General features: G+C 40.6%; 22 protein-coding genes and 1 pseudogene. 8 read left to right on the plus strand and 15 right to left on the minus strand.

Features of this window, described 5'->3' with window-relative positions; all coding sequences use genetic code 11:
• Positions 1-16: 16 nt before the first annotated feature.
• Positions 17-472, minus strand: a complete 456-nt coding sequence (locus BN2425_RS17535; RefSeq protein ID WP_042462114.1) for an FMN-binding protein — start codon at positions 470-472, stop codon at positions 17-19.
• Between the two features lie 657 nt (positions 473-1,129).
• On the opposite strand from BN2425_RS17535, the gene BN2425_RS17540 reads away from it, so the two are divergent.
• A complete protein-coding gene (locus BN2425_RS17540; protein ID WP_042462116.1) occupies positions 1,130-1,510 on the plus strand; it encodes a hypothetical protein in 381 nt (126 codons plus the stop codon).
• A 510-nt stretch (positions 1,511-2,020) separates the two neighbouring features.
• On the opposite strand, the gene pssA is transcribed toward BN2425_RS17540, so the two are convergent.
• From pssA to BN2425_RS17555, 3 genes are all read right to left on the minus strand, one after another.
• Positions 2,021-2,470, minus strand: coding sequence for a CDP-diacylglycerol--serine O-phosphatidyltransferase (pssA, locus tag BN2425_RS17545; protein WP_042462301.1), 450 nt, complete (start codon positions 2,468-2,470; stop codon positions 2,021-2,023).
• A 271-nt stretch (positions 2,471-2,741) separates the two neighbouring features.
• Positions 2,742-3,038: a DUF5661 family protein gene (locus tag BN2425_RS17550; RefSeq protein WP_042462118.1), complete on the minus strand. Its 297-nt coding sequence runs from the start codon at positions 3,036-3,038 to the stop codon at positions 2,742-2,744.
• A 629-nt stretch (positions 3,039-3,667) separates the two neighbouring features.
• Positions 3,668-4,255: a YdcF family protein gene (locus BN2425_RS17555; protein ID WP_235714674.1), complete on the minus strand. Its 588-nt coding sequence runs from the start codon at positions 4,253-4,255 to the stop codon at positions 3,668-3,670.
• 229 nt (positions 4,256-4,484) lie between these two features.
• Here BN2425_RS17555 and BN2425_RS17560 point away from each other — a divergent pair, with 229 nt between their 5' ends.
• The 3 genes from BN2425_RS17560 (at position 4,485) to BN2425_RS17570 (ending at position 5,216) form a co-directional block, all read left to right on the plus strand.
• Positions 4,485-4,703: a DUF1659 domain-containing protein gene (locus tag BN2425_RS17560; protein ID WP_042462120.1), complete on the plus strand. Its 219-nt coding sequence runs from the start codon at positions 4,485-4,487 to the stop codon at positions 4,701-4,703.
• A 37-nt stretch (positions 4,704-4,740) separates the two neighbouring features.
• Positions 4,741-4,959: a DUF2922 domain-containing protein gene (locus tag BN2425_RS17565; RefSeq protein WP_042462123.1), complete on the plus strand. Its 219-nt coding sequence runs from the start codon at positions 4,741-4,743 to the stop codon at positions 4,957-4,959.
• A 119-nt stretch (positions 4,960-5,078) separates the two neighbouring features.
• Entirely contained in the window at positions 5,079-5,216 is a 138-nt protein-coding gene (locus BN2425_RS17570) for a YvrJ family protein (protein ID WP_042462125.1), read from the plus strand.
• 123 nt (positions 5,217-5,339) lie between these two features.
• Here the strand turns inward: BN2425_RS17570 and BN2425_RS17575 are convergent, their stop codons facing one another.
• Both BN2425_RS17575 and BN2425_RS17580 read right to left on the minus strand, forming a co-directional pair.
• Positions 5,340-5,741, minus strand: coding sequence for a cytochrome-c oxidase (locus BN2425_RS17575; protein WP_042462127.1), 402 nt, complete (start codon positions 5,739-5,741; stop codon positions 5,340-5,342).
• Between the two features lie 550 nt (positions 5,742-6,291).
• Positions 6,292-7,077, minus strand: coding sequence for a transposase (locus tag BN2425_RS17580; protein ID WP_319922084.1), 786 nt, complete (start codon positions 7,075-7,077; stop codon positions 6,292-6,294).
• 433 nt (positions 7,078-7,510) lie between these two features.
• Between BN2425_RS17580 and deoC the strand changes: the two genes are divergently transcribed.
• Positions 7,511-8,221, plus strand: coding sequence for a deoxyribose-phosphate aldolase (gene deoC / locus BN2425_RS17585; protein WP_074433081.1), 711 nt, complete (start codon positions 7,511-7,513; stop codon positions 8,219-8,221).
• Positions 8,222-8,529: 308 nt separating this feature from the next.
• Entirely contained in the window at positions 8,530-10,128 is a 1,599-nt protein-coding gene (locus BN2425_RS17590; protein WP_042462131.1) for a PTS transporter subunit EIIC, read from the plus strand.
• Between the two features lie 300 nt (positions 10,129-10,428).
• On the opposite strand, the gene BN2425_RS17595 is transcribed toward BN2425_RS17590, so the two are convergent.
• Genes BN2425_RS17595 through BN2425_RS17615 form a run of 5 tightly spaced genes read right to left on the minus strand, consistent with a single transcriptional unit; the run spans position 10,429 to position 14,152 of the window.
• Positions 10,429-11,382 (minus strand): ABC transporter permease, encoded by a 954-nt coding sequence (locus tag BN2425_RS17595; protein WP_042462133.1) that lies wholly within the window; start codon positions 11,380-11,382, stop codon positions 10,429-10,431.
• A complete protein-coding gene (locus BN2425_RS17600; protein ID WP_042462135.1) occupies positions 11,375-12,292 on the minus strand; it encodes an ABC transporter ATP-binding protein in 918 nt (305 codons plus the stop codon). Before BN2425_RS17600 ends, BN2425_RS17595 begins: the two co-directional genes overlap by 8 nt.
• Positions 12,289-13,002: an ABC transporter ATP-binding protein gene (locus tag BN2425_RS17605; RefSeq protein ID WP_042462137.1), complete on the minus strand. Its 714-nt coding sequence runs from the start codon at positions 13,000-13,002 to the stop codon at positions 12,289-12,291. The genes BN2425_RS17600 and BN2425_RS17605 overlap by 4 nt, the downstream gene beginning before the upstream one ends.
• On the minus strand, positions 12,999-13,370 hold the full coding sequence (locus BN2425_RS17610) for a GntR family transcriptional regulator (RefSeq protein ID WP_042462139.1): 372 nt from the start codon (positions 13,368-13,370) through the stop codon (positions 12,999-13,001). Before BN2425_RS17610 ends, BN2425_RS17605 begins: the two co-directional genes overlap by 4 nt.
• 5 nt (positions 13,371-13,375) lie before the next feature.
• Positions 13,376-14,152 (minus strand): hypothetical protein, encoded by a 777-nt coding sequence (locus BN2425_RS17615; RefSeq protein ID WP_042462141.1) that lies wholly within the window; start codon positions 14,150-14,152, stop codon positions 13,376-13,378.
• A 652-nt stretch (positions 14,153-14,804) separates the two neighbouring features.
• Here BN2425_RS17615 and BN2425_RS17620 point away from each other — a divergent pair.
• Together BN2425_RS17620 and BN2425_RS17625 are read left to right on the plus strand one after the other, a co-directional pair.
• Complete coding sequence (locus tag BN2425_RS17620; protein WP_042462143.1) at positions 14,805-15,026, plus strand: hypothetical protein; 222 nt, start codon at positions 14,805-14,807, stop codon at positions 15,024-15,026.
• A gap of 120 nt (positions 15,027-15,146) precedes the next feature.
• Entirely contained in the window at positions 15,147-16,619 is a 1,473-nt protein-coding gene (locus BN2425_RS17625) for an aminotransferase class V-fold PLP-dependent enzyme (protein WP_042462145.1), read from the plus strand.
• 282 nt (positions 16,620-16,901) lie between these two features.
• Here the strand turns inward: BN2425_RS17625 and BN2425_RS23570 are convergent, their stop codons facing one another.
• The 4 genes and pseudogenes from BN2425_RS23570 to BN2425_RS17640 form a co-directional block, all read right to left on the minus strand.
• Positions 16,902-17,678, minus strand: coding sequence for an OmpL47-type beta-barrel domain-containing protein (locus BN2425_RS23570; RefSeq protein WP_406603201.1), 777 nt, complete (start codon positions 17,676-17,678; stop codon positions 16,902-16,904).
• Positions 17,667-19,775 (minus strand): annotated as a pseudogene (locus BN2425_RS17630) (pectate lyase family protein); the annotation flags it as partial. The gene BN2425_RS23570 and the pseudogene BN2425_RS17630, both read right to left, overlap by 12 nt.
• Positions 19,776-20,095: 320 nt before the next feature.
• Positions 20,096-23,746 carry a hypothetical protein gene (locus BN2425_RS17635; protein WP_042462147.1) on the minus strand — a complete coding sequence of 1,217 codons (3,651 nt, stop codon included), beginning with the start codon at positions 23,744-23,746 and terminating at the stop codon, positions 20,096-20,098.
• A gap of 13 nt (positions 23,747-23,759) precedes the next feature.
• Positions 23,760-26,066, minus strand: coding sequence for an NACHT domain-containing protein (locus tag BN2425_RS17640; RefSeq protein WP_042462149.1), 2,307 nt, complete (start codon positions 26,064-26,066; stop codon positions 23,760-23,762).
• Positions 26,067-26,259 lie beyond the last annotated feature (193 nt).

The raw sequence follows: 26,259 nt of genomic DNA on the forward strand, positions 1-26,259 counted from the left end.
TCCCTCCTTCTTGGCCCTATGCGTTTTGGGCTTGATTCAGGGCCTCTTGTACCGCATCTTGGAAAGCTTCCGTGCTATAGGTGGCCCCGGATACATTTTGGACTTGAGGGCTTTGATTCTGAAGGACTTCTTCCGGCAGTCCTACTACGTCACGTTCCGAATAATGCATGGCAAAATCACTGATTTCCACATCGGTGATTTGATCATTTTTTATGGTTACCTGTACTTCAATGGAACCACGGCGATTCATTCCCATGCCGGTATAGGTTCCGTCTTTATACCGTGATTGGGTTTGCCTGCTGGTGACGTCAGTGTGAGTGGAAGTTGGGCTGTTTGATTGAACAAAATTTGCCATATATGGTTTCGGCTGCCCATCAGCCGCCTGCGTTTCTGTCGTATAATACCCAGCAGCATAAACCGCTGCAATGGCAGTGGAACATAGAAGGACCCATTTTTTGTCCATTTTTTTCATCTCATCATCCTCCTGTTGGATGGCTGAATTCTTTTCACTCATTCAGTCTAACTCGGGAAGATTAGAATTTTCTTAGAAACAGGGAGACGGTTCTTGTGCATGAAAGGTAAAATTGAATAAGGGTCGTCATTTCTGACCACCCCTCTCAAAGAGTCCGTCCGTGCGAAACTTCGCATACGGGCCTCCCCCTCGTTATTGCGATAAAACTCAACCCTAGAAAACTACACTAGATTTTGTCGGATAGACATCTCGTGCTCTTGGATTACTGCCTTGAGTTCTGATACCGATCTGGTTGGACAAGGTCGGCGAGGCATTCACTCTATCCCTGCCCTCCTAACACTTTTCAGATATTTGGACCTCCTGTTCTCTCGCACAGTCTCCTGCCTTCATGTCAACTTGGGATTTACAGCTCTGGTCAGAGTTTTTCCTTCCGTCCCTCCGCACCGTTCCTCGCGGACATCGCACTGTCTGTTAGCTAATATTTCCCGACTGAACGGCAGTCGTATTCAGGACTTTCACCCTAAAGTAGCACGTGGGACATGCGCACAAAAGCAACCGCTTGGATTTTTCCGAGCGCTGTTTGCGTTCCACTGGCACCTGCATGATATGAACAGCCCTCAAGCAAGCCTATTGCAATACTAAAATAATTATATTATTATGATGACCCAGGATAACTTATTTTTTGGCAATATGAAACATGTACAATCTTACAATCTTAAAAAGAAAGACTTATATTGGAATGCAGACGGCAGCGAATTAAACTTCCCATTTGCCGCTGGTTTATACCAATCGTTTGTACCTGTGAAAAACGGAGCGTATTTGGTTACCCATGCAAAAGGCAATTTCTACTTAAGCTATACTCAGCTTAATAGTGATGGAACGGCAACAATATTAGCGACCATTGATATTCCTGCAAGCCTGGAAATTAAAAATGCTTATATATCTGCAGATAGCAAAAATGTAAATGTCTATGCCGTAGTGGAATATAAAGGGCAACCAACTATTCAAAAATATACCTACTCTAGGATAGACAATTAATAACGTGTAAGCTAAAAGGTGAGACATCAATACTATCCATAGATAGAACAATCGAAAAAGAGTGCTTTCTCTAAACTGGCACCCGTGTCAGGACATATGAATAAACTAGTCATTGTGCTAAAAGATGATCCTTATATTGGTTAGGGGTCATCTTTTTTTTAATTCTATTTACAGTAGGAAAAAGTTGTGTAAATAACCCTTATTGAAATTTGCACTTCTACACCTGTGGCCTTTTGGTGCGGAAATGCTACATAGTGAATGACAATCGGTACATTGTTTCTCCCATGTTTCTTGGCAAGGACTCAAATATCCAAGTCTTTCTTCAAGATATTCTCTTACTACCATACTTTTAAATTCATCATTATATTTCCCATAAACAACACCCCAAAAGCCAGAGTTTACTCTAACTTTTCGGGTGCAGTACATTCTTCTTTTGTGTCGTTGCCACAAGAACCGTCCCCGTGGTATCCCCTTGAACTTGCCGGATCCAATAGAACCGTCCCTGTGGTATCAAAGTTTTTTAACTCTAATAGGGGTTACCATTAAGAGTGCAAGGATTAAGGTAATCCATGCGTTGCTATAGGAAAAGAACCCCATTGCGGCAAGCGGCAATCCAGCGGCAGGAATAGGCAATCCACTAAAGTATCCAATGGTTGGTTTCACATTAAACCGAGCCAATCTTAATGCCCCCATGATGGGGAAAAGGATAAACGCCAAGGAAGTTAGAAGTGACGGAGCTGCTATTGTATGAAATATAAGTGCAGGCGCAACACCAAAACTAACAATATCCGCTAAAGAGTCCAATTGTACACCCAATTCACTGTTAACTTTTAATCCTCTCGCAACCCTTCCATCAAGCAGGTCAAAAATAGCTGAACAGAATATAAATACCGAGGAGAATTCTATAAAGCCGCTCATATTAAAGGTGATGGAAAGAACGCCGCACAATAAATTTCCCATTGTAAAAAAGTTTGGTACCGCTTTTGCTACTTGAGTTAACAAAATTGTTCCTCCTGACTTTAACAAAACCGCTCATATAATTAGCATTTTCTATAAATTCTACAGTTATTCTCCAAAAGATAAATATAGAATCAAGAATCTTTGTTCTCCAGTGCTTAACAGTAGTAGGTACCCAATTTTCTCAAAGCAGTGTTAGCTAGGTGACCAGAGGGACGGTTCCTGTGCTTCAAAAGTAAAAAATGAAGCAGGAGAACTGTCACCCTGCTTCAAATTATTTGTTCCAATAGGCTTTTGCTTCTTGCTCGAGTACTTTTAATCTTTTGTAGTAGTCAGGGAATTCGTTAAGGTGAGCTAGTGCAATTTTTCCTGTAATGATTGGATTATCATCAGAAACATTGGTTTGGCTGGATACTTTTCCATGTTCAAGCTCTGTATTTACTCCCATCCAAAACTCATCTAGATCAAATTTAACTTTGTTAAAGTCAATCCCTAACAGTAATGCTATTGCTGCTGCTTCTTCTTTAGAAAAGGATTTAGCCCTTGTTGGATAACGATTATTTTTATAAATGTTTGGTCTTTCGCTGGTTGGATATGGATAGTGTGAACCAGAATTATAATAATTGAAGTGGTTAGAATATGATTATTATAGTAAGACAAAACTCATCACCCCTAGTAAGCTAGTTATCACACTATACGTTAGTTACCTGTTTATGAGCATGTTTACCAAAGGTAAAACAAATCCTAACCTGCTTCATTAGCACAATTCAAAAAGGCTGCCGCAACAACCTGATTATTGAAGTAAAGCCCCCTATAGTTTCTGTACAAAAATCCTTTATGCTGCTGTGTCATTAGCTAGGTAAAAAAATCCCCTTTTATTGCTTCAGCTTCGTTAATCTTTTCACCATTAGCTTGAACAGAGGAAGCCCGCAATTACGGGCTTCCCCCTTTAAACAACTTAATGGTTTCGATTCTCTTTTTTAAAAAATTTAATACCATAGACAACAATTTAAATGTTCAACATGGCATTTATAATAGGTTGGCCCAGTAAACGGTCCCTGCATAGCTGTTTGATTAATTATATCCGAAAACTGGCAGCAGCGAGCCTTCGGTTTCTGCCTTTTAAACCAAATAAAAACGTCGAAAGTACTTAGGATCCCTTCAGGAAGTGATTTAGAGAGGAGTTTACTTCCCAGAAGGCTAATAGTTCTTCCCCACTGCGTACCCAACCATCTTCATGTACTCTGTAAGGGTATGCATGATACTTTTGTTATTGCTCCACCACCGTTCCGGGTTAAAATTCCGGTCCTTAGCTCCCGCATAATAAAGCTTGATTGTTGTATCCTTAAACTCACGGTCAAAAATCAGTTTGACCCGTTTCATATGATAATTGGAGGAAACCACGATGACCGAACTAAAGTTATAGGGTTGAATCACCCGCTTAGTAAACTGTGCATTCTCATAGGTACTATCTGAAAGGTCTTCCAGGATAATTGCCTTTTTTGGAACCCCGAGCTTTATGGCATGCTCCTTCATTAACTCAGCAGCAGTCACATCGTTGTAGATGGGGCCGCCGGAAATGACAAAATACTTTCCGTATCCTGTTCGGTAGAGTTCCGCCGCCCGTTCCACTCGTTCCCCACGGTCGCCGCTCAACACAATAATCGCATCTGACTTTTGGATGGAATCCTCAATCAAAAGAAACTTGCCGGCATTTAGGATAAAAACAATCAGCAATACTAAGATAACAACAATAAGTCCTATTAATATAGCACTACGTCTTCTCACAATATTCCACCCTCACATTTATGCATTATCACACTCGTAATTCCGATTCTCTTCTATATAAGGATAATTTTACCACAACCTATTACCCAGTATTTCATTCGATTATAAAAAAATATTACACTAGCTATCTGCCGTTTTTATACAAGTCCGGTGTAATTGCCTTTTTTCCATCCCCCTGTCCTTTTACCCTCTAAATCTATATATAAAAGGCGAAAGGAGGTGAGGCGATATGGCACAAGGATTCCTTGAAAGCACAAAGCTTCGTTTAGTTTTTCAAACGGGGATGGATGACGAAGGCAAGCCGATTCTAAGGTCCAAGACGTTCAGCAACGTCACCAAGGCTGCCACAGCTGATCAGTTGTATCAAGCTGCCAATGCTCTCTCTGTTTTGTCTATCGATCAGTTAAACAAAGTGGAACGCAATGACAGTACGGAAATTATGGGGTAATGACACGGGGAAAATGTAACGACGGGAGGTGAAGAAAATGGCAAAAACATTGGAATTGCAATTTGGCACAGAGTTTGGAAAAACGGCCCGGATCTCGGTCGAAAATCCGAAGGAACCGGTCGATGAAGAAGCCGTAAAACAATCCATGGCACAAATCATTGCAGCCGACATATTCGTAACAGCCAGCGGCAAGCTAGTTGCCGCGAAAGGTGCAAGAGTCATCGACCGCAATGTCGTGGAATACGAACTAGCATAAGATGAAAGATCGGAGAGGCCGGATTCAGCAGAAACCGGTCTTTTTTATGGTAGCCAGAGGGAGCCAGAGGGACGGTTCTCGTGGTCCTAACAGATTAATAGAGAAAGGAGTGAACAGCCGTGGAACAGATTATTCCGCTCATCAGCGAGGTGGGCTTTCCCATCGTAGTGACCCTATATCTGCTTTACCGAATTGAATCAAAGCTCGATTTAGTGGTCCAGTCGATCCAGAGTCTTCCCGAACGAATGAAGGGATGACAAAATTTCCTGACGAGGCTATTCCTACTAAGGATTGCAGTTCTTTTTTGGGGAGGCCCCTCTAAAAAATAAGGCTGAGTTCATTGTAGAACCCAGCCTTATTTTTTGCAGAATGTTCGTTCCTTAAGCCTTAAAATTACTTCTTGCATTAGGTATGGAGCTTGCCTTTAATGTCTTAAATAGGTTTACTGTAAATAGAAGTGTGCCAACCACAACTGCTAAGGAACCGACAATCATGACAGGAAGTGCAGCGGAAATGCCCCAAGACTCACAAAACAAGCCAATTACCATAACAGGCAATCCGATATTATGAAGCCAGAAATGAGTTTTAGCTAATTTGGTATCAGCCGCAAATGGATAAATGGAATAAATGATGCCAAATAAGGCGGTTGAAACCCAGCCCAACAAATTGATATGGGCATGCATAGAGGTATATCGAAAATCATGAATGATTCCCATGGTCATCCCTACTAAAACCCCTATTGAAAAATAGACTGCTGCAATTTTGATCAGTGTTTTCCCCATTATTTTTCCCCTTTTTCTAGTTTTTACTATAAACACCATAAAATTATACTATAAATCTATATATATAAAATATTTTTCAGTTCTTTTTCTATAACTTTTTTACAATTTTCGGTATTCATTAGTGCCACAGGGCTACACAGGGCTACACAGGGATCCACAGGGACGGTTCTCGTGGTTCTTTTTGGGAAGAAAAAAGGATTAGAAAGTCTCCTAATCCCTACTTAGTCATGTTGAGCCTGCCTTACTTCATGAATGAATCTTTCTCGGCTTTATACCAATGGAAGCCACTACAGATAATCAGGCAGTTATTTGGTTTCTGAGCTGAGTTTTTCAATCTCCTCTCGAGTCAACCCAGTCAATTCAGCAATTTCTTGTGTTGACTTGCCCTTTTCTTTCATTTTTTTGCAACCATTCTTATCGCTTCCATTTTTCCCTCTTGTCTTCCTTCTTTTTTCCCCAGTTCTCTCCCCCGTCTCTCATAAGAATTGATAATCTCCATTGGGAACCACAGGGACGGTTCTCTCGGTCTCAACCTAACTCCCATCTTCACCTACGCTTTTGAAATCAGCTTCCGTGAAACGCCCAGGATTCTTGCTGTTTGGCGCTGCGACAACCCTTTAATTCCTTTTGTTTTCTTGAAAATTTCCTTTCTTTTGTTTCTCGACAAACTTTTAACTTGGGCAATTTCAATCCCATTTAGCAGTATCTTAATTGCTTCCCTTGCTTCCTCATCCGTCAGTTTTGAACCTTTTATCTCGTATTCCAGACACTGGTCTTCATTAACAGTTTCATTAAATTCTCGAAATCGCTCTCTGGCCAGCTTCCGATTCTCTGAAAACTTTTCCAAAATGAAATCTGGATCCAGCAGGTCCCTTGCAGTTTTATCCCCTATACCGTTATAGGCAAGATAGCTGCTCCACCTCCATTCCGCTACTTTTTCGACCATTCCGGCCTTTAACGGATTTTGGTGGATATACCTAACCACGGTAAAGAGATAGGGTTCGGTTTCTACATTCTCGCTGTGGAACCGATCCTGAAAAAGATGACCGCAAGTTCCATACCTCAGGTTATAACAAGAGACAAAACTGATACCAATCCGTTTCAGCGTAACCGATACATCCTCATCCCCTTCTCGAATCAGAAGATGTACGTGATTGCTCATCAAACACCACCCATAGACTCCCATATTCGTTTTCAACTTATATTTATGTAAAATATCAAGGAAGTTTTGGAAATCACGGTCGTCGTGGAAGATCTCCTGTCTATTGGCCCCTCTCCACACAATATGGTAGATACCACTGCGGCTCTTTTTTCTAGCTTTACGAGGCATATCCATCACCAAAGGGAAAAAGTAGTAGTAAATGTTGATTTATTTCCATGAAATGCATTAAACCTCCTTAAAAGATTTATTAAACATTGGGAGTTGATAAAAAGATGGGATGTGCAGATAATTATGGCTGGTTTGTGCTAGAAAAAACTAAGGAGAAAAAGGAATGAAATGGGGTAACAGGCTTGAAGAGAAAGGAAAAGGTAAAATAACCATTTGACAGGGAAATCCAAGAGGAGATGAAGAATGAAACTACTCTCTATAATCCCCCCTATCATACAGCAGTTTTCAAAAAATTTCATCCATTTTTCTTTCCCTGACTATTATGACTCCGGCAGAACCGTCCCCGTGGCTCCCGTGGCTCCCGAGCAATACCAGATACTGTTGAAATGACGCTAGTTTAGTAATATATTAGTTGTAATTTATATATGGAGTGATTTTAGTGACAAAATACACTATTGATGATTTATCTCAAATGATAGATCATACCAATCTCAAACCTTATGCAACTCATAAGGATTTGAAAAAGTTATGTGCCGAAGCGAAGCAATATCATTTTAAAATGGTTGCCATAAATCAAGTTCAGACAAAGTTATGTGCAACAGAATTGAAAAATACAGACATTCACGTTGGTGCGGCCATTAGTTTTCCCCTGGGCCAAACGACGATTGAGGCAAAGGTTTCTGAAACATTGGATGCCATTCGCAATGGAGCGAACGAAATTGATTATGTGATTAATCTCACCGAGCTGAAGGAAAAAAATTATGACTATATACAAGAAGAAATGGAACGGATTGTATCTGTCTGCCGGAGCAATGATGTAATCTCAAAGGTGATATTTGAAAATGCCTATCTTACAAAAGAAGAAATCATAAAACTAGCTGAGATTGCGAAGATCGTACAGCCTGACTTCATAAAAACCTCTACAGGCTTCAGTCCAAGCGGGGCGAAAGCGGAGGATGTCAAAATCATGAAGGAAACAGTGGGCAATGCCGTAAAAGTGAAAGCTGCAGGAGGAATCCGCGACGCGGAAACGTTTATTTCGATGATAAAAAATGGGGCTGAACGGATTGGGTGCAGTGCCGGAATCCAGATTATTGAAGAAATAAAAAATAAGCTCGAAGCAGAAGGTAAAGACTTTATCGAAATCTAAATCCTTTAACGAAAAAGGCTCCAGTACCTAACAATATGTAGGATACTGGAGCCTTTTCCTCTACTGACAAGTAAAATCCGAAATTCGCAACATTTTAGACACAACATGAAACGAAAGTAATTTTATTCATTTTTCTTTCCCTGACTCCGATAGAACCGTCCCCATGGTCCCATAGTTCAAAAGTTTCATACATATTATTCTATGTGCTAAATATAATGAACCACGAAAATCATTTATATGTGGAGGAGGATTGATAGCACGGCTAATGGGTTTTGGCTTGATTCATTCCAATTTGTGGAGGGATAGGGATGTTTGAAAAACTTCAACGCCTGGGAAAAGCCTTTATGATTCCGATTGCAGTCCTGCCGATTGCAGGATTGATGCTTGGAATCGGCGCGGCCTTTACCAACCCTGTTATGGTGGAAACCTACGGACTAACTGGAATCCTCGGGGATGGTACCATTTTGTACTATATTTTAAGTACGATGTCTGCGATCGGAAATATCGTCTTTAGTAACCTGCCATTGATTTTTGCAGTAGGTATTGCGTCAGGGTTAGCTTTACAGGAAAAAGGAGCCGCTGGTTTATCAGCCTCCATCGCCTTTCTCGTCATGCATGTTATCATTAGTACCATTTTAGGATTCTTGGGCCATACCCCAGAAACCACGACGGTAGACTACTTCATGTCGAAGGGCATGAATTCAGTAGAAGCGACCCAGCAAGCAAGCGTGTATGGATATGAACTTGGCATTTTCACCGTCAGGATCGGGGTACTTGGGGGAATTATCGTCGGGCTGCTTGTCGCCTTTTTGGCCAATAAGTATTATGACAAGAAGCTTCCAGATGCTCTTTCCTTTTTCTCAGGCGTCCGATACATTCCGATTGTTTCCGTGTTATCCATCAGTGTTGTAGGGGTCATTATTCCATTTGTATGGCCTTATATTCAAATTGCCATCTCCACTTTTTCCGAATTCTTTGGCAGAACCGGCCCCATTGGAATGTTCTTCTATGGATTTTTTATGCGGATTCTCAATATCTTTGGTCTTCATCATGCGATTTATCCATTATTCTGGTATACACCGCTTGGTGGTGAAATGGAGGTAGCTGGAAAAGTAGTCCAAGGGGGACAAAGCATTTTCTTTGCTCAGCTGGCGGATCCGACTACTACCAAATTTTCAGCCGAGGCCACCAAGTATTTCACAGGCGGTTACCTGCCGATGATGTTCGGTCTCCCGGCGGCTGCACTGGCCATGTATAGGACGGCTGATACGAAAAATAAAAAAGTCGTGGGCGGCATCCTCTTTTCAGCGGCTCTTACCTCATTCGTAACCGGGATTACCGAACCCATTGAGTTCACCTTCCTATTTGTCGCACCCGTCCTTTACGGGATTCATGCGATATTAGAAGGATTATCGTATGCGATACTATATGCTCTTCATGTCGCCGTAGGGGTTACTTTTTCAAGAGGGATTATCGACTTTACGTTATTCGGGTTATTGCAAGGCAATGATAAAACCAATTATGTGTGGATTCTCATTCTAGGTATTCCGACAGCGATTATCTATTACTATATCTTTAAAATTCTGATTCTCAAATTCAATCTGAAAACGCCAGGACGCGGCGAGGATTCCGAGAATAAGTTGTATACCAAGAAAGATGCGCTGTTAAAAGACGTGGAGGTCGAGGACGTCATTGCGGCATTGGGTGGCAGAGACAACCTTGTGGAGGTCGATGCCTGTATTACCAGATTAAGAGTGACCGTCAAAGATATTAGTAAAGTGGCCGATGATTCGGTATGGAAAGGAGATCTGAAAGCAAAAGGTGTTTTCAAAAGAGGCTCAGGTGTCCAAGTCGTCTATGGAGCGCTTGCTGAAATCTTAAAAAATGAAATCAATAAAATAAGATAGGGCTCCACAGGGACGGTTCTCATGGCTCTATTGCCAATGGAACTGTCCCTAGTGGTACCACGCTTTATGAGACATTTCTGCTCTTGAAACCAACAAAATGTCTCATATGGGGCATCTATTGGACATTTTGCTATAAGAAAACCGGAAAAGTGTCCCATAAAGGGGCTCTCTATGAGACATCTTTGCCTTCGAAACATCAAACTGTCTTAGAAGCCTGGCACTGCTGTCACCAGTAGAACCGTCCCCCTGGAGTCATGGCGCTGCCGTCTCCAGTAGAACCGTCCCCGTGGTACCTGGACCCTACGCGGCGACGTCTCTTTTAGTGAATACGCCAAAGGCTAGTAGCTGGAAGACGAGGAAGTAGATCAGTAGCATGATAATGGAGAAGCTTACTGTCATTCCTTCGACTAATGGGACGCCATCGGTATATTGGGTTAGGTTGGTGTTGGCGAATAGGCTATATTTCGCCCAGTCATAACGGGTTGCAATCAATGTGGTAATCTGACCGCCTACCATTAGCAAGAAGATCGATAAACCAACGGCCAACGAACTATTCCGGAATACAGCGGAAATCATAAAGGCCATGGTGGTAATCATCATGACATCGATCGACGCTAAGAAATAGGTCTTGATCAAATAGAGAAGCATATTTTGTTCGACGACACTTCCATTCGCGTAGGCCAAATGCGTCGTGTTGCCATCCCCTGTTCCGAATAAAGCAAATCCCAAAATCGCGGCACTGCCAAACAAAATCACCAGCATCATCAGTCCAAATAAAATCACCGTCAAATATTTGGATAACAGGATTTTAGAACGTTTGATGGGCCTTATTAATAGCAGCTTGACCGTTCCCCAGCCAAATTCGCTGGCCACAATCCCTGCCGCCACAATGATGGTGAATAAACCGGCAAACGAAATCAGTGCCGTGCTGTCTTGAATGAATGTCCACCCTGTTGCCTCATTGTCAGGCGGAATTTTATGTTCCAACCGGTATTGATTAATGGCAATCTGTCTTTGCAAATTTTTCTTATACGTAGCGGCTGTTGGAGGCAGCTCGCTCATTTGTTTTTGGTCCTGTGCAATTTGCTGCTGAACCTGCTGCTCCCATTGAGGATTCACCGTTGGATTCTGTTCACCATAAACTTTGTTTAATGTCCCTGTCGCGATAACGGCCAGTACCAGCAGGCCAATCATCACGTAGGTGCCGGGACGTTTAAATATTTTGATCCACTCATTAACAATCAGACTATGCATGAACCTTTTCCCCCTGTGTTGTGACTTCAAAGAATCGATCCTCTAACGTTTTAGCCAATGGCTTCACTTCAAAAATTCGTATTCCTTTTTCAACAAAGAACTGAATCATGTCCGGGACTTCTTCTTTTTCCAGATCGACTTCAATCCCATTTTCACCCCTCTTATAGGAAATAGGGAGGTTTTTGAGAATCGCGGCGGCTTTTTTCAAATCGACCTCGAAGAAGTATTTCTGTTTACTATCCTGTACATAATCATGGACCTGTTGAATGTCGACGAGCTTTCCTTGTTGAATAATCGCGATGCGGTCACACATCATTTCCATTTCCGATAACAGATGGCTGGATACGATGACGGACATCCCTTTTTCCTTCGTCAACTTTTTCAAATGGTCGCGAATCTCTTTAATGCCCGCTGGATCAAGACCGTTGGTTGGTTCATCGAGAATCATCACCTTCGGATCATGAAGCAGGCTTTGGGCCAATCCCAATCGCTGCCGCATACCGAGCGAATAGGTTTTGACTTTATCATGAATGCGCTCCGTTAACCCGACAAACTCCACGACTTCATCGATTTTCTGTTTGGAAATGCCCTTAACCATCCGGGCATATTGCATCAAGTTCTGATACCCGGTTAAAAATTTGTATAGTTCGGGATTTTCCACAATCCCGCCAATATGCTGCAGGGCATCTTCAAATTCAGATTTCACATTATGACCGCAGATCATAATTTCACCGGATGTAATCCCCATCAGGCCGACAATCATACGAATCGTCGTCGTTTTTCCAGCGCCATTTGGTCCTAAAAAGCCGAATACTTCTCCCTCTTCAATCGTGAAGCTTAAATCATCGATGATCTTTTTCCCTTTAATCACTTTTGTAACATGTTTTAATTCCACAACAGGATTACTCATAAAACATTCCCCTCCCTTTTTGCCATCGTTGCTTTAAACCACTCGAGCACAGACAGCCCTTCCTCTTCTCTAAGGTCTTCGACATTTCGCTGTTCAATGACCTCTCCACGCAAAATCACCATCGCCTCGTCTAAAATTGGTTCAATTTCATCAATTTCATGGGTGGCAATCAGCACGGTCTGCTCCTCAAAATTAATATAGGATAATAGACTTTTCACAATCGAATCGCGCACCATTGGATCAAGCCCGGAAAAGGGTTCATCCAGCAGCAACACTGGAGCCTTCCTTGCCAAGGCCAGAACCAATTTCAATCTGCCGCGATTCCCCTTGGACAATTGTTTTATTTTTTTAGCAGAATCCAGCTTCATGTCCTGCAAAAGCTGCTTTGCCTTGCTCATTTCAAAATCAGCAAATTGCGAGGCATAAAAGTCCACCATGTTTCCCACTGTAAAGGAAGGATAAAACATATCCAGTTCCGTTAGATAAGAAACATTATGGCTAATTCTCCGGGTCACTTGCTCGCCATTCACTTCCACCTGGCCGCTGTCCGGATACACGAGCCCGGCAATCATTTTTAAGGTCGTCGATTTGCCGCTGCCATTTGGCCCAAGAAGCCCATAAATTTTTCCGGTTTCCAATGTGAGGGAAACATTTTTTAAAGAAAAATCTTTCCCATATCGCTTCGAAATGTTCTTTAGTGCAATGGTCATTCCTGCTCCCTCCTAAAGAATTGCTGTAAGCCCTGGACCATTTCCTCTTGGGAAAAGCCAAGCTCTTTCATGCTCTTGACGAATCCGCCAATAATATCGGTTTGCAGTTGAATCTTTAATGCTTGTAGGACCTGTTCATTTTCTGTCACAAAGGTCCCCTGTCCCCGCTTTGTTTCCACGATCCCCATCCTCTCCATTTCACTATACGTTCTTTGAATGGTGTTCGGATTCACACCTGATTCAACTGCCATTTCCCTTACAGAAGGTAATTTTTGTCCTGCTTTCAGTTCTCCTCTTACAATCTGGGACGACAGGTGATCAACTATTTGAAGATAGATCGGTTTAGATGCTTGGAAGTCTTTTGTCATCGCCATTACACCTCGACTTTTCTGTCAAGCAACCAACAGGAAATCAGGAATAGGACGATGGCAATAAGAGCATAGAGGAGAATCCCAAGTACCGGAATATCCATTGCATTCAAGCGGATTTCCCAGCCATCCTGTTTGTAGCTCGTATGGACCCCCGCCAATACGGGAATCGTCCATTTGTGGACGAACTCTTTGAGCGGTTCGATTTTTCCAAAAAAGGTGGAGATCGCATTATAGACAAAAAACAGAAGCAGGATCACGAGCCAGCGCCAGTTTTTTATGGCAGGGAATTTATTCAAAGAGTGAAAGATGGTCCAATACAACAACGCCCAGCATGATACATATAAACTGAACAAAAGCAGACCGGCATTAGCAATGACCGCCCCGTCAAACAAATCGGACGATTCGATATGAATCTCATTTTTGTAAAAATGATAAATTACCAGTCCGACGGCTGTTAAATAGATTTGGGCAACCACTTGATAAACCAAGCTGACTGTTAGTTTCGATAACAATAACGATCTGCTGCTTTGCGGATTATAGAGCCATAATTGGGTTTTTCCCTCCAGCCGAAGCATGGACAATAACATACACGGCAGGAAAACCGCGTGAAACAGCAGCACCAGGACTACTACCATCGGGAGAAAGGAAAGTGGAGAATGAAGATAGATCTCCAGTGCCATCGGCAGACACAAAATTAAAGAAATAAGAATGATCCAAGAAAAGAACCAAACCTTGGAAATAGCAAAGTCCTTTTTCACTAGCCCCTGAAAAGCAGACATCTGCTCAAAACCTCCTTGCGCACTTTTGTATTAGTGTTCTAATCAAATAGTACACTAATACAATATGACAAATCAAGGGGCTACAGTGGAAAATTTTGTGGACTCCACGGGGACGGTTCTCATGGCACCATTGCCAATGTAACGCTCCTCCATGGCCACTGCTTTTAAACAATTTCTAGAGTGAACAATTTAAATAAACGTTTAGTTAAGAAACCTATCAATACCTAACAATCGTTTGTTTAATCCGGCTGGATTCACTGATAGAAAAGGCTTTTGATTGCTTGTTAGCCAAAAATTTTGTCAGTTAAACAAATGTTTAATTAAAAGGTCCGCTGCATCAGTTATAAAAGGATTTTCTCCCAGTAAACAGAAAAAAGCTTGTCAGAATAAACGTTTAGTTAAGTCTGACACTAGTGCCAATATGCAAAAGTGCTCCACCAGAACCGTCCCCCTGGTTCCCCAAGTATTCTAATAATTTTTACAATTATATGGAAAGTAAGATAAAAATACCCTATAATCTACTTTACTAGGACTTTAACACTACGACGATAGTAGAAAGGGGGAGGAGAAAAGTTGAAAAACAGGATTTTATAAACTCTATTCAATAAAACTAAACTATGAAATAAATAGATATAAAAAAAGTGAGAAATAGATGAAGAAATTTAAATATCAATTGGCTCTATTCTTGGTTCACATTATGGTTGCCATCATTATTAGTTCTATTTTGACACTGATATGTTATGTCATCCTACCTAACTATGATTACCAAAACAAAAAAACAACTATGGTAATTGCGGTATTCTCGATTATTGGCACCGCTTATGTATTTAAAAAAGGTCTGGTTTGGATCTATCCATCTAACGGGGATGGGTAGTCGATAACAATATGGAGCATAAGATACTTCCTACAAAACGCAAATAAATTTTTCAATATTCAGTAATCATTGCTTGAACTAATAAAAATTATTCTATAAGTCTAAAGGAAGCTCGAAATAATGATAACAAAAGAAAACACCGTAAGTTTAGAAGAGTATTTTCTGCCATACTATAATGAAATCATTGGAAATGGCCAAACATTTGAAACACCTTTCGGGAAAAAGGCGATTTGCTACGCAGACTGGACTGCAAGCGGTCGTTTGTATCAGCCGATAGAAGACAAAATTACCCACCAATTCGGTCCTTTCGTGGCAAATACGCACACTGAAACGAATGTAACAGGTAAAACCATGACAGAAGCCTATCATACCGCAAAAAAAATCATTAAGAAGCACGTTAATGCAAATGAGAATGATGTATTATTGTTTGAAGGCACCGGAATGACAGGCGCTATATGTAAGTTACAGCGCATTTTAGGTTTATCAATTAACGCAAACTTCAAGACTAATATCAACTCTTCGGATAGACCAGTTGTGTTCATCACACACATGGAACACCATTCGAACCACACCTCCTGGGAAGAGACATTAGCCGAAGTTGTGATTGTCCCCCCTAACGAACACGGGGATGTATGCCCTGATTCATTAGAAAGTCTGCTGGAAAAATATAAAGAACGTTCCGTTAAAATCGGCTCATTCACTGCCTGTTCTAATGTTTCTGGAGTTAAAACACCCTATTACGAATTAGCCAAAGTGATGCACAAATACAATGGCTACTGCTTCGTGGATTTTAGCGCTTCTGCACCCTATGAATCGATGAATATGCATCCTGAAGACCCGAATGAAGCACTGGATGCTATCTTCTTTTCACCACATAAATTTTTAGGCGGCCCGAGTTCTACGGGAATCGTTATTTTCAATAAATATCTATATAAAAAAGAAGTTCCCGACAGGCCTGGCGGCGGAACGGTCAATTGGACCAATCCCTGGGGTGGAAAATCATATATTGATGATATTGAGGTACGGGAAGACGGAGGAACACCCGGATTCTTACAAGCAATTCGTGCAGCTTTGGCAATCAAGCTGAAAGAAAAGATGGGCATTGATCATATTGAGATGAGAGAAAAAGAGATTGTGGAAATGGTATTTAAGAGAGTAGGCAATAACAAAAAAATAACGTTATTAGAACCTGACAAGAAGGATCGATTGCCCATATTCTCTTTTTATGTCTCTACCGTTCATCATAATTTAGTAGTGAAATTACTGAATGACGTTCATGGCATCCAAGTACGAGGCGGCTGCTCATGCGCGGGTACATATGGACATTATCTGTTAAATATAAATCAAGAGTACTCAAAAAAAATAACAGATGAAATAGATAAAGGTAATTTTATAGTAAAACCAGGTTGGATCCGTGTATCATTCCATCCAACCACCAAAACAGAAGAAATACACTACGTATTTGACTGCATCGAGGATATCATTGATCATATCGAGGATTATCAAGAGGAATATGATTATTGTCCTAGTTCAAATGAATTTAAACATAAGGATGAAGTGAACTTACAACCTAACCATTGGTTTGAGCTTTAAAAGTTGGCCGCTGCAATATTGCCTTCTACCGACTCATTGGTTGCAATTATCTTCGAACAAGAATACAGGGCTGACGCCTGCCCGGGGCTGGATGGTTCGAGCAAAAGCAAAGGTTAGTAAGAAATTGCCGGACTTGACTCATTACTTAAAGCAAAGAAGAGATTTAAGAAACTGTTTTTACTGACCCTCGTCCCCCAATAAGCAAAAATTGATGCACGAGAACCGTTCCCCTGCTCCATCAAAAAGAGGGTGTTCCCATTGGGACACCCTCTTCTGCTAAGATTATTTCATTAACTTTTCTGTAAAAGTAATTAGGTATTCTGCTTGCGCTTCTGTTATTTGTTTATTTGTATGAGCTTTTACTACGTTGATGAATGCTTGAAGCTGACCGTTTCTGGCTTCAAGGTTTCCTCTTTCTTCTGCTGTTTTTGCAGCCTCTAGTTTAGAAAGATAGGAGGCGGCTTTTTCTTGATTGCCGTTATCCTTTAGGAATGACTCAGTTAATTTAGCTAGACTATCGTAGTTTACAGTAACATTGATGGTTATGGATGCTGTTGTTTTATTGCCAGCAACATCCACGGCTTCTGCGTTAAACGTATGAGCACCGAATCCCAGCTGATAGGCTGGTACTGAAATATCTGGACAATCACTTGTTCCAATCCCTGATAACCCATCTTCAGCATGACAAGAAATCGTAACCACTTCATCAACACCATACACTGTACCATCTTCTACAGAGTAGGTAATGATTGGGGCGGTTCGGTCGATGTTCATTTCAACATCCTTTTTCTCTTCCAAATTACCCGCTTTATCTTTACTCCAGTAGCTAATGACGTGTTTTCCTTCTTCACTCACTTCAACTGAAGTCCCTGTTTTTGCCTCTCCGTTATTGATGGAGTAGTAGGTGGTGTCCACCCCTGACTCATCGTCTGATGCGGTAAAGTTCACTGTAACAGGACCGCTAAACCAATTGTTTTGTGCTGCCCCCTCCGTGCTATACGTTGTTTGAGGTGCTGAGGCATCGGTCAGTTGCGGTTCACCTGCAAATTCTAGTGACATGAAAAATAGATTCGTCACATCCGCTTTCGTAATCGAATGTGTACCTGGCTGAAGTGGGACGGTCACAATACCATTTGTCATCGGATAATTGATTCCATCGATCTTGATTCTTACTCCATCTTCTCGATTAAACACTAATGTTAAGGTTGCCTCTTTAGTAGTAGTAAACTCAATACGGGTCGCGGTTTCTATTTTCAAAGCTTGTGTTAAAGTTAAACCATTATACTCGACGGTTCCCTTACTTGTGGAGAGGTTTCCGACAATCGTGAAAAAGTCGCTTGTTTTTCCATCCAAGGTAAAATTATGGACATAAGCTTCCGCTGTTGGAATGCCTGGGTCTGTTGGGTCTGTGGGGTCTGTCGGATTTGTTGGATCTGTTGGGTCCGTTGGATCTGTTGGAGGTGCGGTGGAATGACCGCCCACAGATACAAGGTTCGTGGTGTAATTTCTGATTTTCGTCATCAGTGCTGCATTAAGGCTATCCGATGTGTCATCTACGGAATCATTAAACTCCCATGTAAAATCTCCATGATTTAAGCGTCCAGACTCTGCCGTGACAACTTGTTCTACAAGGCTTACGTCATCAACGTCTGCTGCGTCGACGCCCAAGTCTAGACGAGTATCAAAATTATTATAAGATGTTCCACCTACCAATGTTTGATAGGAACTTGGAACGGTTTCACTTCTTGACGAAGCCAAGTAAGCATCAAATGATGTCGCATGTGCCGGAGCGGTTCCTGCATCGGAATTCGCATAAATAACACTTTGTGCATCCTTAATGCTATTATTGTAGGCTTTAATCATCCCGCCATTTTCGCCAGAGAAGGTCCCTGCCCCTAAGGCATCCGTTCCCTGCAAGGAACTCATCATTGGATATTTAGCATGTCTAAAATAGTTCGATTCTACAAAAGCTGAACTTCCTGTTGTCACACCGACACCGTATTTTGAGATGCCATCATAGAAGTTATTGTAAATATGAGCAGATGCGACTCGGATACGCGGGTGACGAGAGTCTGAATGATCAAACCAGTTATGATGGAAGGTAACAAAAAACTCCTGTGGTTCACTCAAACCGACGAGAGACGATTTTCCGGAATCCCAGTAGTGATTATAAGAGAGTGTAATATAAGTAGAACCATTTTTAAGGTCAGTGGAGCCATCCCCTTTTGCCTGGTCAGCATCTCCTCCTGCCGTTCCATAGAAAACGTCATTATTGTGAACCCAAACATTCACATTACCGGTATCCATGGAAATGCCATCATCAGGGAATAACATGATCCCCAGGTTTCGGACTTCTACATTCCCGACATATCGAAGCAGGATTCCCCATCCATAAGCATAGGCATCTTCTCCGATCCCTTCGACTGTCATATTTATTTCTGTATAATTGGATTTCCCCTTTACTTCAAGGTATCCGCTGCTATTCAATTGCCCGCTCAGGTCAGCAGCTGTCACTTTGCCAATGATCCGAATGCTAAGTGGCGTTTTATCGTAGCCCTTTTGTCTTAATTTCAAAATTTCGCCGATACCAACTGCGGTTTGCTTGGTGCCCTTACTATCGATGACCACATCAATCTTTACGGTTTTAGCAGTCTCGGATGTTACATAAACAACTTGTGCACCATCTTTAAGGGTTCCATTATCATTGTAAGCACCCGAACCGGTACCATATGGAGAATTAGCAGCAAAAGCAAATCCAGACCGGTCATGTGAGGTGACAGATACCGTATTGGAAACGGTCGTTACGGTTGAACCGTCTGGCAGTAAGGCTTCGACTTTCATAACATAATCGCCAGCCGCAAGGCCAACAGCATCCGCTCTCCAATAGGAAGGATATCTTCGGATTAATTCATCATCAAGTTGTTTATATTGAGAATCTGGTGCGCCCGCAGGTTTAACGTGAACATTATAACCTACAGCATCACTGATTGGCGCCCACTCGATGTAGGCCGTTTCAAACCATCCCCCACTTTTGGATATAGAAGGACTAGCAGCCTGTACGGTCTGACTGGCAAATCCTCCTATGATGAAAGATAGAATAAATGAATACGATAAAAAAAGAACAAATGACTTTCTAATTGCCTTCATCAAATACATTCCTCCATAGTTACAAGTTAAACCTTCACTTTGAAAAGTAATTTCATAGCTTACTACTTAGTGTAACAGGAAAACAATAAATCCACTTTTAATTATCTTTTTACTGGAAGACATATCTCTCTTTATCTATCTTTTTTCCTCCTCACCTCCTCGCCGCCAGAAAGCGCATACATTTTTCATTATAATTTAACACATACTGGTAAAAACAGGTACAAAAGTTGCATAGGCTCCACAGGGACGGTTCTCCTGGCTCTTTTGCCAGTGGAACCGTCCCTGTGGCTCCTCCCGTCTCCAAATAGAACCGTCCCCATGGCCCCGCTTCACATATATGGTGACTTAACAAGGTCCACTCCAAATAATGCTCCCATATACCCGTAAATCTGATGAATAGACATAGAATCAATGAAGTCTATTTTTTTAATTTGCTGAAATAATAATGTTGGATCCTTCATTTTGACTGCGATCTCAAGAGCTAATACATTGGTCCGAAGATGGGGACGGATGATTGTATAAAGTTCTTGCTTAAGTTCTTGGCCTTTCACAAGATTTAATAAAGTAGAATAAAAAGCGTTAGCCTGTCCCGCATCTTCTAACCCATTGATAAGATGAAGAATCGATGGAACTTGCCGTAGTACTTCTGCTTCGTCAACTTGATTTAAAAAAGCGATATAACTGCCAATTTTCCCCTTTTCATAAATAATAGGGATCGCCGTTTCAAAAATCTCACTTGCTAATTCTTCATTGTCCAAATAACAGGCAGAGGAATGAATCAATTCTAATAGATTTATAGTTCTATTTCCAACAGGTATAGATAGTCCCTCTTGAAGGGTTTCCTTTAGAATTTCTTCCGCTTGATTGGAAATAATTCCGGATTCCAAGAGATTTTTGAGAAGTTTAGCCCTTTCTTCCAAATCTTTAACCGTTAGCAATTGTCTATAAATATCGTCGACAAGCTTTTGCTTGGTGGATTGCTGAAAGAATCCCTTCAGATAGCCATTACACTTTTTATCGGTGAACAGCTTCGATATCTTCCCAGGATGACATTCCATTTTGTTTAAGTATTTTTCGAAATACTCATCAGCCATTTCTGTTAATTGGTTATCATATAAGGTAATAAGAACATCAGCAATCTCCTCGGATTTCGCCACATCAAAACAAAGCATAACCATCTCTATAGCCATTTCGGTTTCAATCTTTTGTTCTAGAAGAAAATTAGCTATCTTGGTTAACATGGCAACATTCTTTTCTTTTACAGCATCTTTGATGTTTTCTTGTAAAAGATAAACACCAGACTCTGGGTTTAAGAGATAAATCCTTTGAATCAGATCTTGACGATAAAAATCCATACGGATTCCGTCATTAGTTCTTCTAAGATTATTATCTAAAAGTTCCCGTACATAGGATAATTCTTCTTCCCTCTCCAGAAAATGATCAATTAAGTTTAATTTTATTTCTTGGGTCCAATCAATGAACCCCCATTCATCAGCTAGTGGGATATTTTTTTTCAGCAGTTCAATAGATTCCGTTGTGTAACCCAATAATGCAACTGCCGTTCCCATCATTCTCTCTAATGCAGTATAATTGCTAAAATCATCCGTATAGGAAACGGCCAAATCTGCAAGTACCTGTAACAAAGAAAAGGCCTTCTCTTTGTTATTCAATATGTTTACATAATACTCCGCTAATAGAATCAAATTGTCTGCCTGCTTAAATTCGTCATCAAGTAACAATGCCTGTTGATTGGCCTTTTCCAAAAGTGGTTCAACTAACGGCTGCTCCCCCATTTGATCAAGCAATCGGACCATCTCAAACAAGGAATCAAAATCGAATATTCTCCGATCAATGGTCCCAATTAATTGCGAAAAAAACCGGATTCCTTCTTTTTCTCCCATCATATAAATGGACATGTCGAAGCAATCTTTTATAAGATGCTCCGGATGATAATCGAAGTTATTAGTATGATTTTTTAAACAGGAAGGAATAACATTCTTAATCATGTCTAAAAATCTCTTTTGTTCACCGCACTCTAAATACCAATACGCGATATTAACTTTTTCTTGTAACCGGTAATAATAATCTGAAAGTTTAGGTGAGAGCTCCGCAGCAAGGTTTACCAATCTCAATACTTCTGACTCAACCTTTGTAACCGCCTTAATGGCAGTAATGATAGAGTAAGAGACATCAGCCCCTACTTGTGGTTTGGATAGCAGCTCCATCATTGAACGCCTCAACCGTTTTTCTTCCTTGTGATTCCTTAACTTGGGCATAATATATTTAAACAGTTTAACATACATTTCAGCCTGTTTTGTGGGGTTATCCATCCTACTAATTTTGGCTGACAGCTGATGATAATACTTTCTCAAAAGGAATGGATTATCAATGTGTTCCCCTATTGTAATAAAAAAGGAGTTAATCCAAAATGACCTTTCCAATTTTAAACTTTCCATTATATCTTCGAAGAGTAATAGATATCTTTCAAAAGAAGAACTGTACGATAGTAAAACACTGCAAAGGTCTCCTAATTTATCATTAGATTCACAGCCGGATATCCCTTGTTGGGCAACCTTAAAGGCTGTTTCATGATCAATACCACTAACGATATAGCATTGGGACAACTCACACATTAACTCGAATTTTTGGGGTGAGGAGGGTGTTTCACTCAATTTCTTATAAAGTAAAGGGAGTGTAAATTTAATGAGTTCTTCATGTTCGAAATCTTTCACCCTATCGACACCTTTTGAAATGGCACCCAAGAGATTTTCCTGTGATAGCTTTTCCATTGATGCAATGGCGCGAGTTACCATTATTTTCGATAAATCATGTAGTTGTTCATTTTGACTAAACTGTACGGCAAAATAAAAATAATTGTCAGCAGAAAAATTATGTCTATTAAAGAACTCAAAGGTAACTTTCCTTGTAAGGTCCTGATCCACTTGAGGTTCATAAAGTGCTAAAAGTTGAGATAAATAAACAAATGGAGAACCTCCTTCGTTCATTAGTTGAAAACATAGCTGAAGTGCCTCTAACACAAATAATTGCTTCCATGGACCGGCCTTTTTGGCTACTTCTATTAGACATTCCACTCGATCTTCCTTCTTATGAAAAAGCTTACTCCTTTCAAACAGAACTTTAAAAAAAGATATAGAAGCTAATTCTTTGTTCTTCATTCCTTGCAAAGAATATTCGATTTGATCTAAACATTTTAAAAAAGATAAGAACTCATTATTAATATACGAGTATTGGAACTCAATCATTAAAAGGTCAATCACTTTTGGAAGCCAGTCTGTCAGAACCTCAGCTTCCTTTCCTTGCTGTATTAATGCATTCATATAAAGAATACTTGCTTCTTTGATTACAACTGGATTTGTCATTAGTTTGAAAAGAGGTTTAGCAATCATGTCATCACGGTTTAAAGATCTCTTGAAAATTTCAAGTAAACTCTCCTCGTCTAATGTCTGCTTCATCATTTCCAAGAGCGTTACCTGATCCAATTCATGTAGTCGATCCAACAGTTCAATGACCAATACAGCGTATGTTTTGGGAACTTTGCTTAAATCTTGTTTTATGCCCTCCTTTAACACTTGATTGGCTTCATAATAATAGTTTAAACTCTTTAATTCATAGGCGATTACTAATAGCCAAATCACCTTTTGAGCACCAGAATAAAGTTTTGAATACTGAAGGGCCCGATAATAGATGACTCCATTTTGAAGGAGCTGTTTATTGGCCATATCCGACTTCAGAATATCTAAAGGAGAAACCGCCAATAGATTTTGTTTTCTCTCTTTATAAGCCTCCGCCAGTGAAAAGACGGCATTAGGATCTTGTTTTTGCGCTGCAACATCCAATGCAAGTTGAATCACTTCAAATGTTTTGAGTGGTTCGTCACTTAAATGGTTTTGTTGATACTCGTAGTATTTCTTATTCAGAGCAAGATGAATTAACTGCTCTCCATAATCAGTAGGGTGCATGTTCTCATCCTTCCTAAACTGTGGGGGATCGCTCTATTTGCAAATCCGAAAGTTGATTATAATAAAAATAAGCATCATACAAATGTTTTGCATAATGTCTAAGGGGATAAGTAGTATCTACATGGTTTTTCTCCCATTCCATGCACCAGGTAAGCAATAATTGCAGACCAATATGGCGAAGATGATTCATCATGCTGCTGCTTCTTAAATGGTTGCGGAAGGAATCATGGTAGATGGTCCAGCCCATTTCTCCGTCAGATGTTTCAGCCTGCTTGAGTACAACGCTGCCATATTCCAGGGCTCTATACAGGCCAGCCTGCCATCCCGGTACCCCATGAACGTCCAAGGCTTTTTCTAAAATTGCACCTATATCCTTTTTCGTTAAGGGCTCATATGCCCAACATAAAACGGAAAAAATATAATTTAAGTAAAAAGTTAAATCGCCAGTTTTTAATCGTTCCAACAAGGAATCATAATAATGTTCCAAACCGTTAGGTAATTCATTTTCATCATAAAAACTGTATTTTCCTTTTTTTATGTCTTCCATCAAAAGATGAATATATAAAGGCAAACCTTGTGATTTCTTCATTACTACATCTATAAAGTGATTTTCATAGCTTGCCGAGTTTACCTTCTCATCGCGTTTGTATAATTCATAGCGTTGCATTTCACATTCTTGTTCTATGAGTTCCCTAATTTCTTCCGACTGTAACGAAGGCAATTCCCCATCATCCCACAGTTGATCTGCATGCATAAAGATATTTTTGAGATGATACTCCGGCCTGCTTGCACACACCCACAAACATCCGGAAATCGGGTGCTTGAATGGCAGCTTAAAAAAGGACTCATGGCTGGGTCCTAATTCATCCAATCCATCTAATAAAAAGAGAATCGTTCGGTTTTCCTTTTCAAGAATCTGCTGTTTCTGAATTTCATCCAGACATTTTAAAAATTGGCCCTGAATGGGCTCATTCGGTTTGATAGCAAACGTCAATCCAAATTCCTTTGCCAGTTTCAACGTTGCAATGTGATAAAATTGATCTGGACTACAGCGGATATCCCCCGCCCTAAAGAAGAACGGAATAACGAACAGTTTCTTGCCAAAGCCTTTAAAATCAAGGGCTAACTTGGCCATAAACGCAGATTTTCCAACACCGGGCTTACCGGTCACCCACAAACAGGAATTTTCCTTTCTCTTTTCCTTCACCCAGCCTTTTACATCCTTTATTTGCTGACTCCGGCCAACGATAATCTGAGTTAAATCAGATAGGATATCCATAAACTCAAAATCCCATTGGGGAAAGGATTCATCTAACCGTTGCCGGGCAATCCTTTTCTTTCTCCAGTCTTCAAAATTGTAGATGGACAAAAAAGGCTGCAACAAGTCCTCTCCCTTTTGAGAAAATGAACTTTTTTTGCCAAATGAAGTGAATTCAAGCATTTTTCGGTTTTTATTGTAACGCATATAAATCATCGGGGATGGATGGCTATCTGTTTTTAAAAACTCTTGCTCTGACTCGGACCAAACCATGGCAATATCATAATATTGGAGAGGAAAAAGATTGATATATTCATGGTCATGCTTAATATATACGGCGATGGACTCTAATGGGGACGTTTGCTCTGAAATGGCAGGGATGCTCCCGATTTCATCCGGAAGACCTTGTAAGAGAGTTTGTATATTCCCCTTATCATCTGTGGCTAATAAAAGATAGGATTGCAAGAAAGTCAATTGATCGGCCATATTGGTCATCTTTGTAGAAAAAGAATGATAAAGTTTCTCCGCTTCTTCATCAGGCAATCTGCCGCCGTGAGCCAGCTTATTGCGCAATGATAATATAGCCGTTCCATCATGATTGGAAGTGCCGAGCAAAAATGGTTTCCAAGTGTCTTTCCAAAAAGGGAGCATTTCTTTCATAAAAAAGGCTTTTCTCTTAGCTAAAAATTGTATGGCATCATCAGCCAAACCAATCCATGCTCCAAAGGTAGGACGTTCTATTTTCTCCATCAGTGATAGTCTTAATTTTTCTGGGAATTCCTTCTCTATTTGATATACATTGCTTAAACTTACGATGGCAAAAAATCGAGTCACCATTTCAGCAGCATCGGTCAATCGATGCAAAGAGAGAAAAGGATTCGTTTCTTTAAAAAATTCAGCCAATGTTAAAGCAATCGGCGTTGGAAGTTTTTGAAGTAAAGGTATGTATGGATGATCGATCGAACTCACTTCTTTTTTCATTAAGAAAGGGGGTTCATGATTTCCACAAAAATAGTAACCTCCTGACTCAATCATAGGTTGTTCACATAGCTTACAAATCATCAAAAGGCTTCCCCTCCATAGATAGTTCTTTCCATGTTCATGATTAAAGGGTTTGTTTAGTCATAAAGCAGAAACTAATAAAAGTTTGGTTTTAGAAAGATTGATACTTTGAAAATTCCAGTGGGTCCCCATAGCCTACCTAGGTTTTAAGATTAGTATAACATGGGGACATTGGTGCAGAATAACCGTCCTC

The organism is Neobacillus dielmonensis (assembly GCF_000612665.1).
Classification (GTDB): domain Bacteria; phylum Bacillota; class Bacilli; order Bacillales; family Cytobacillaceae; genus Neobacillus; species Neobacillus dielmonensis.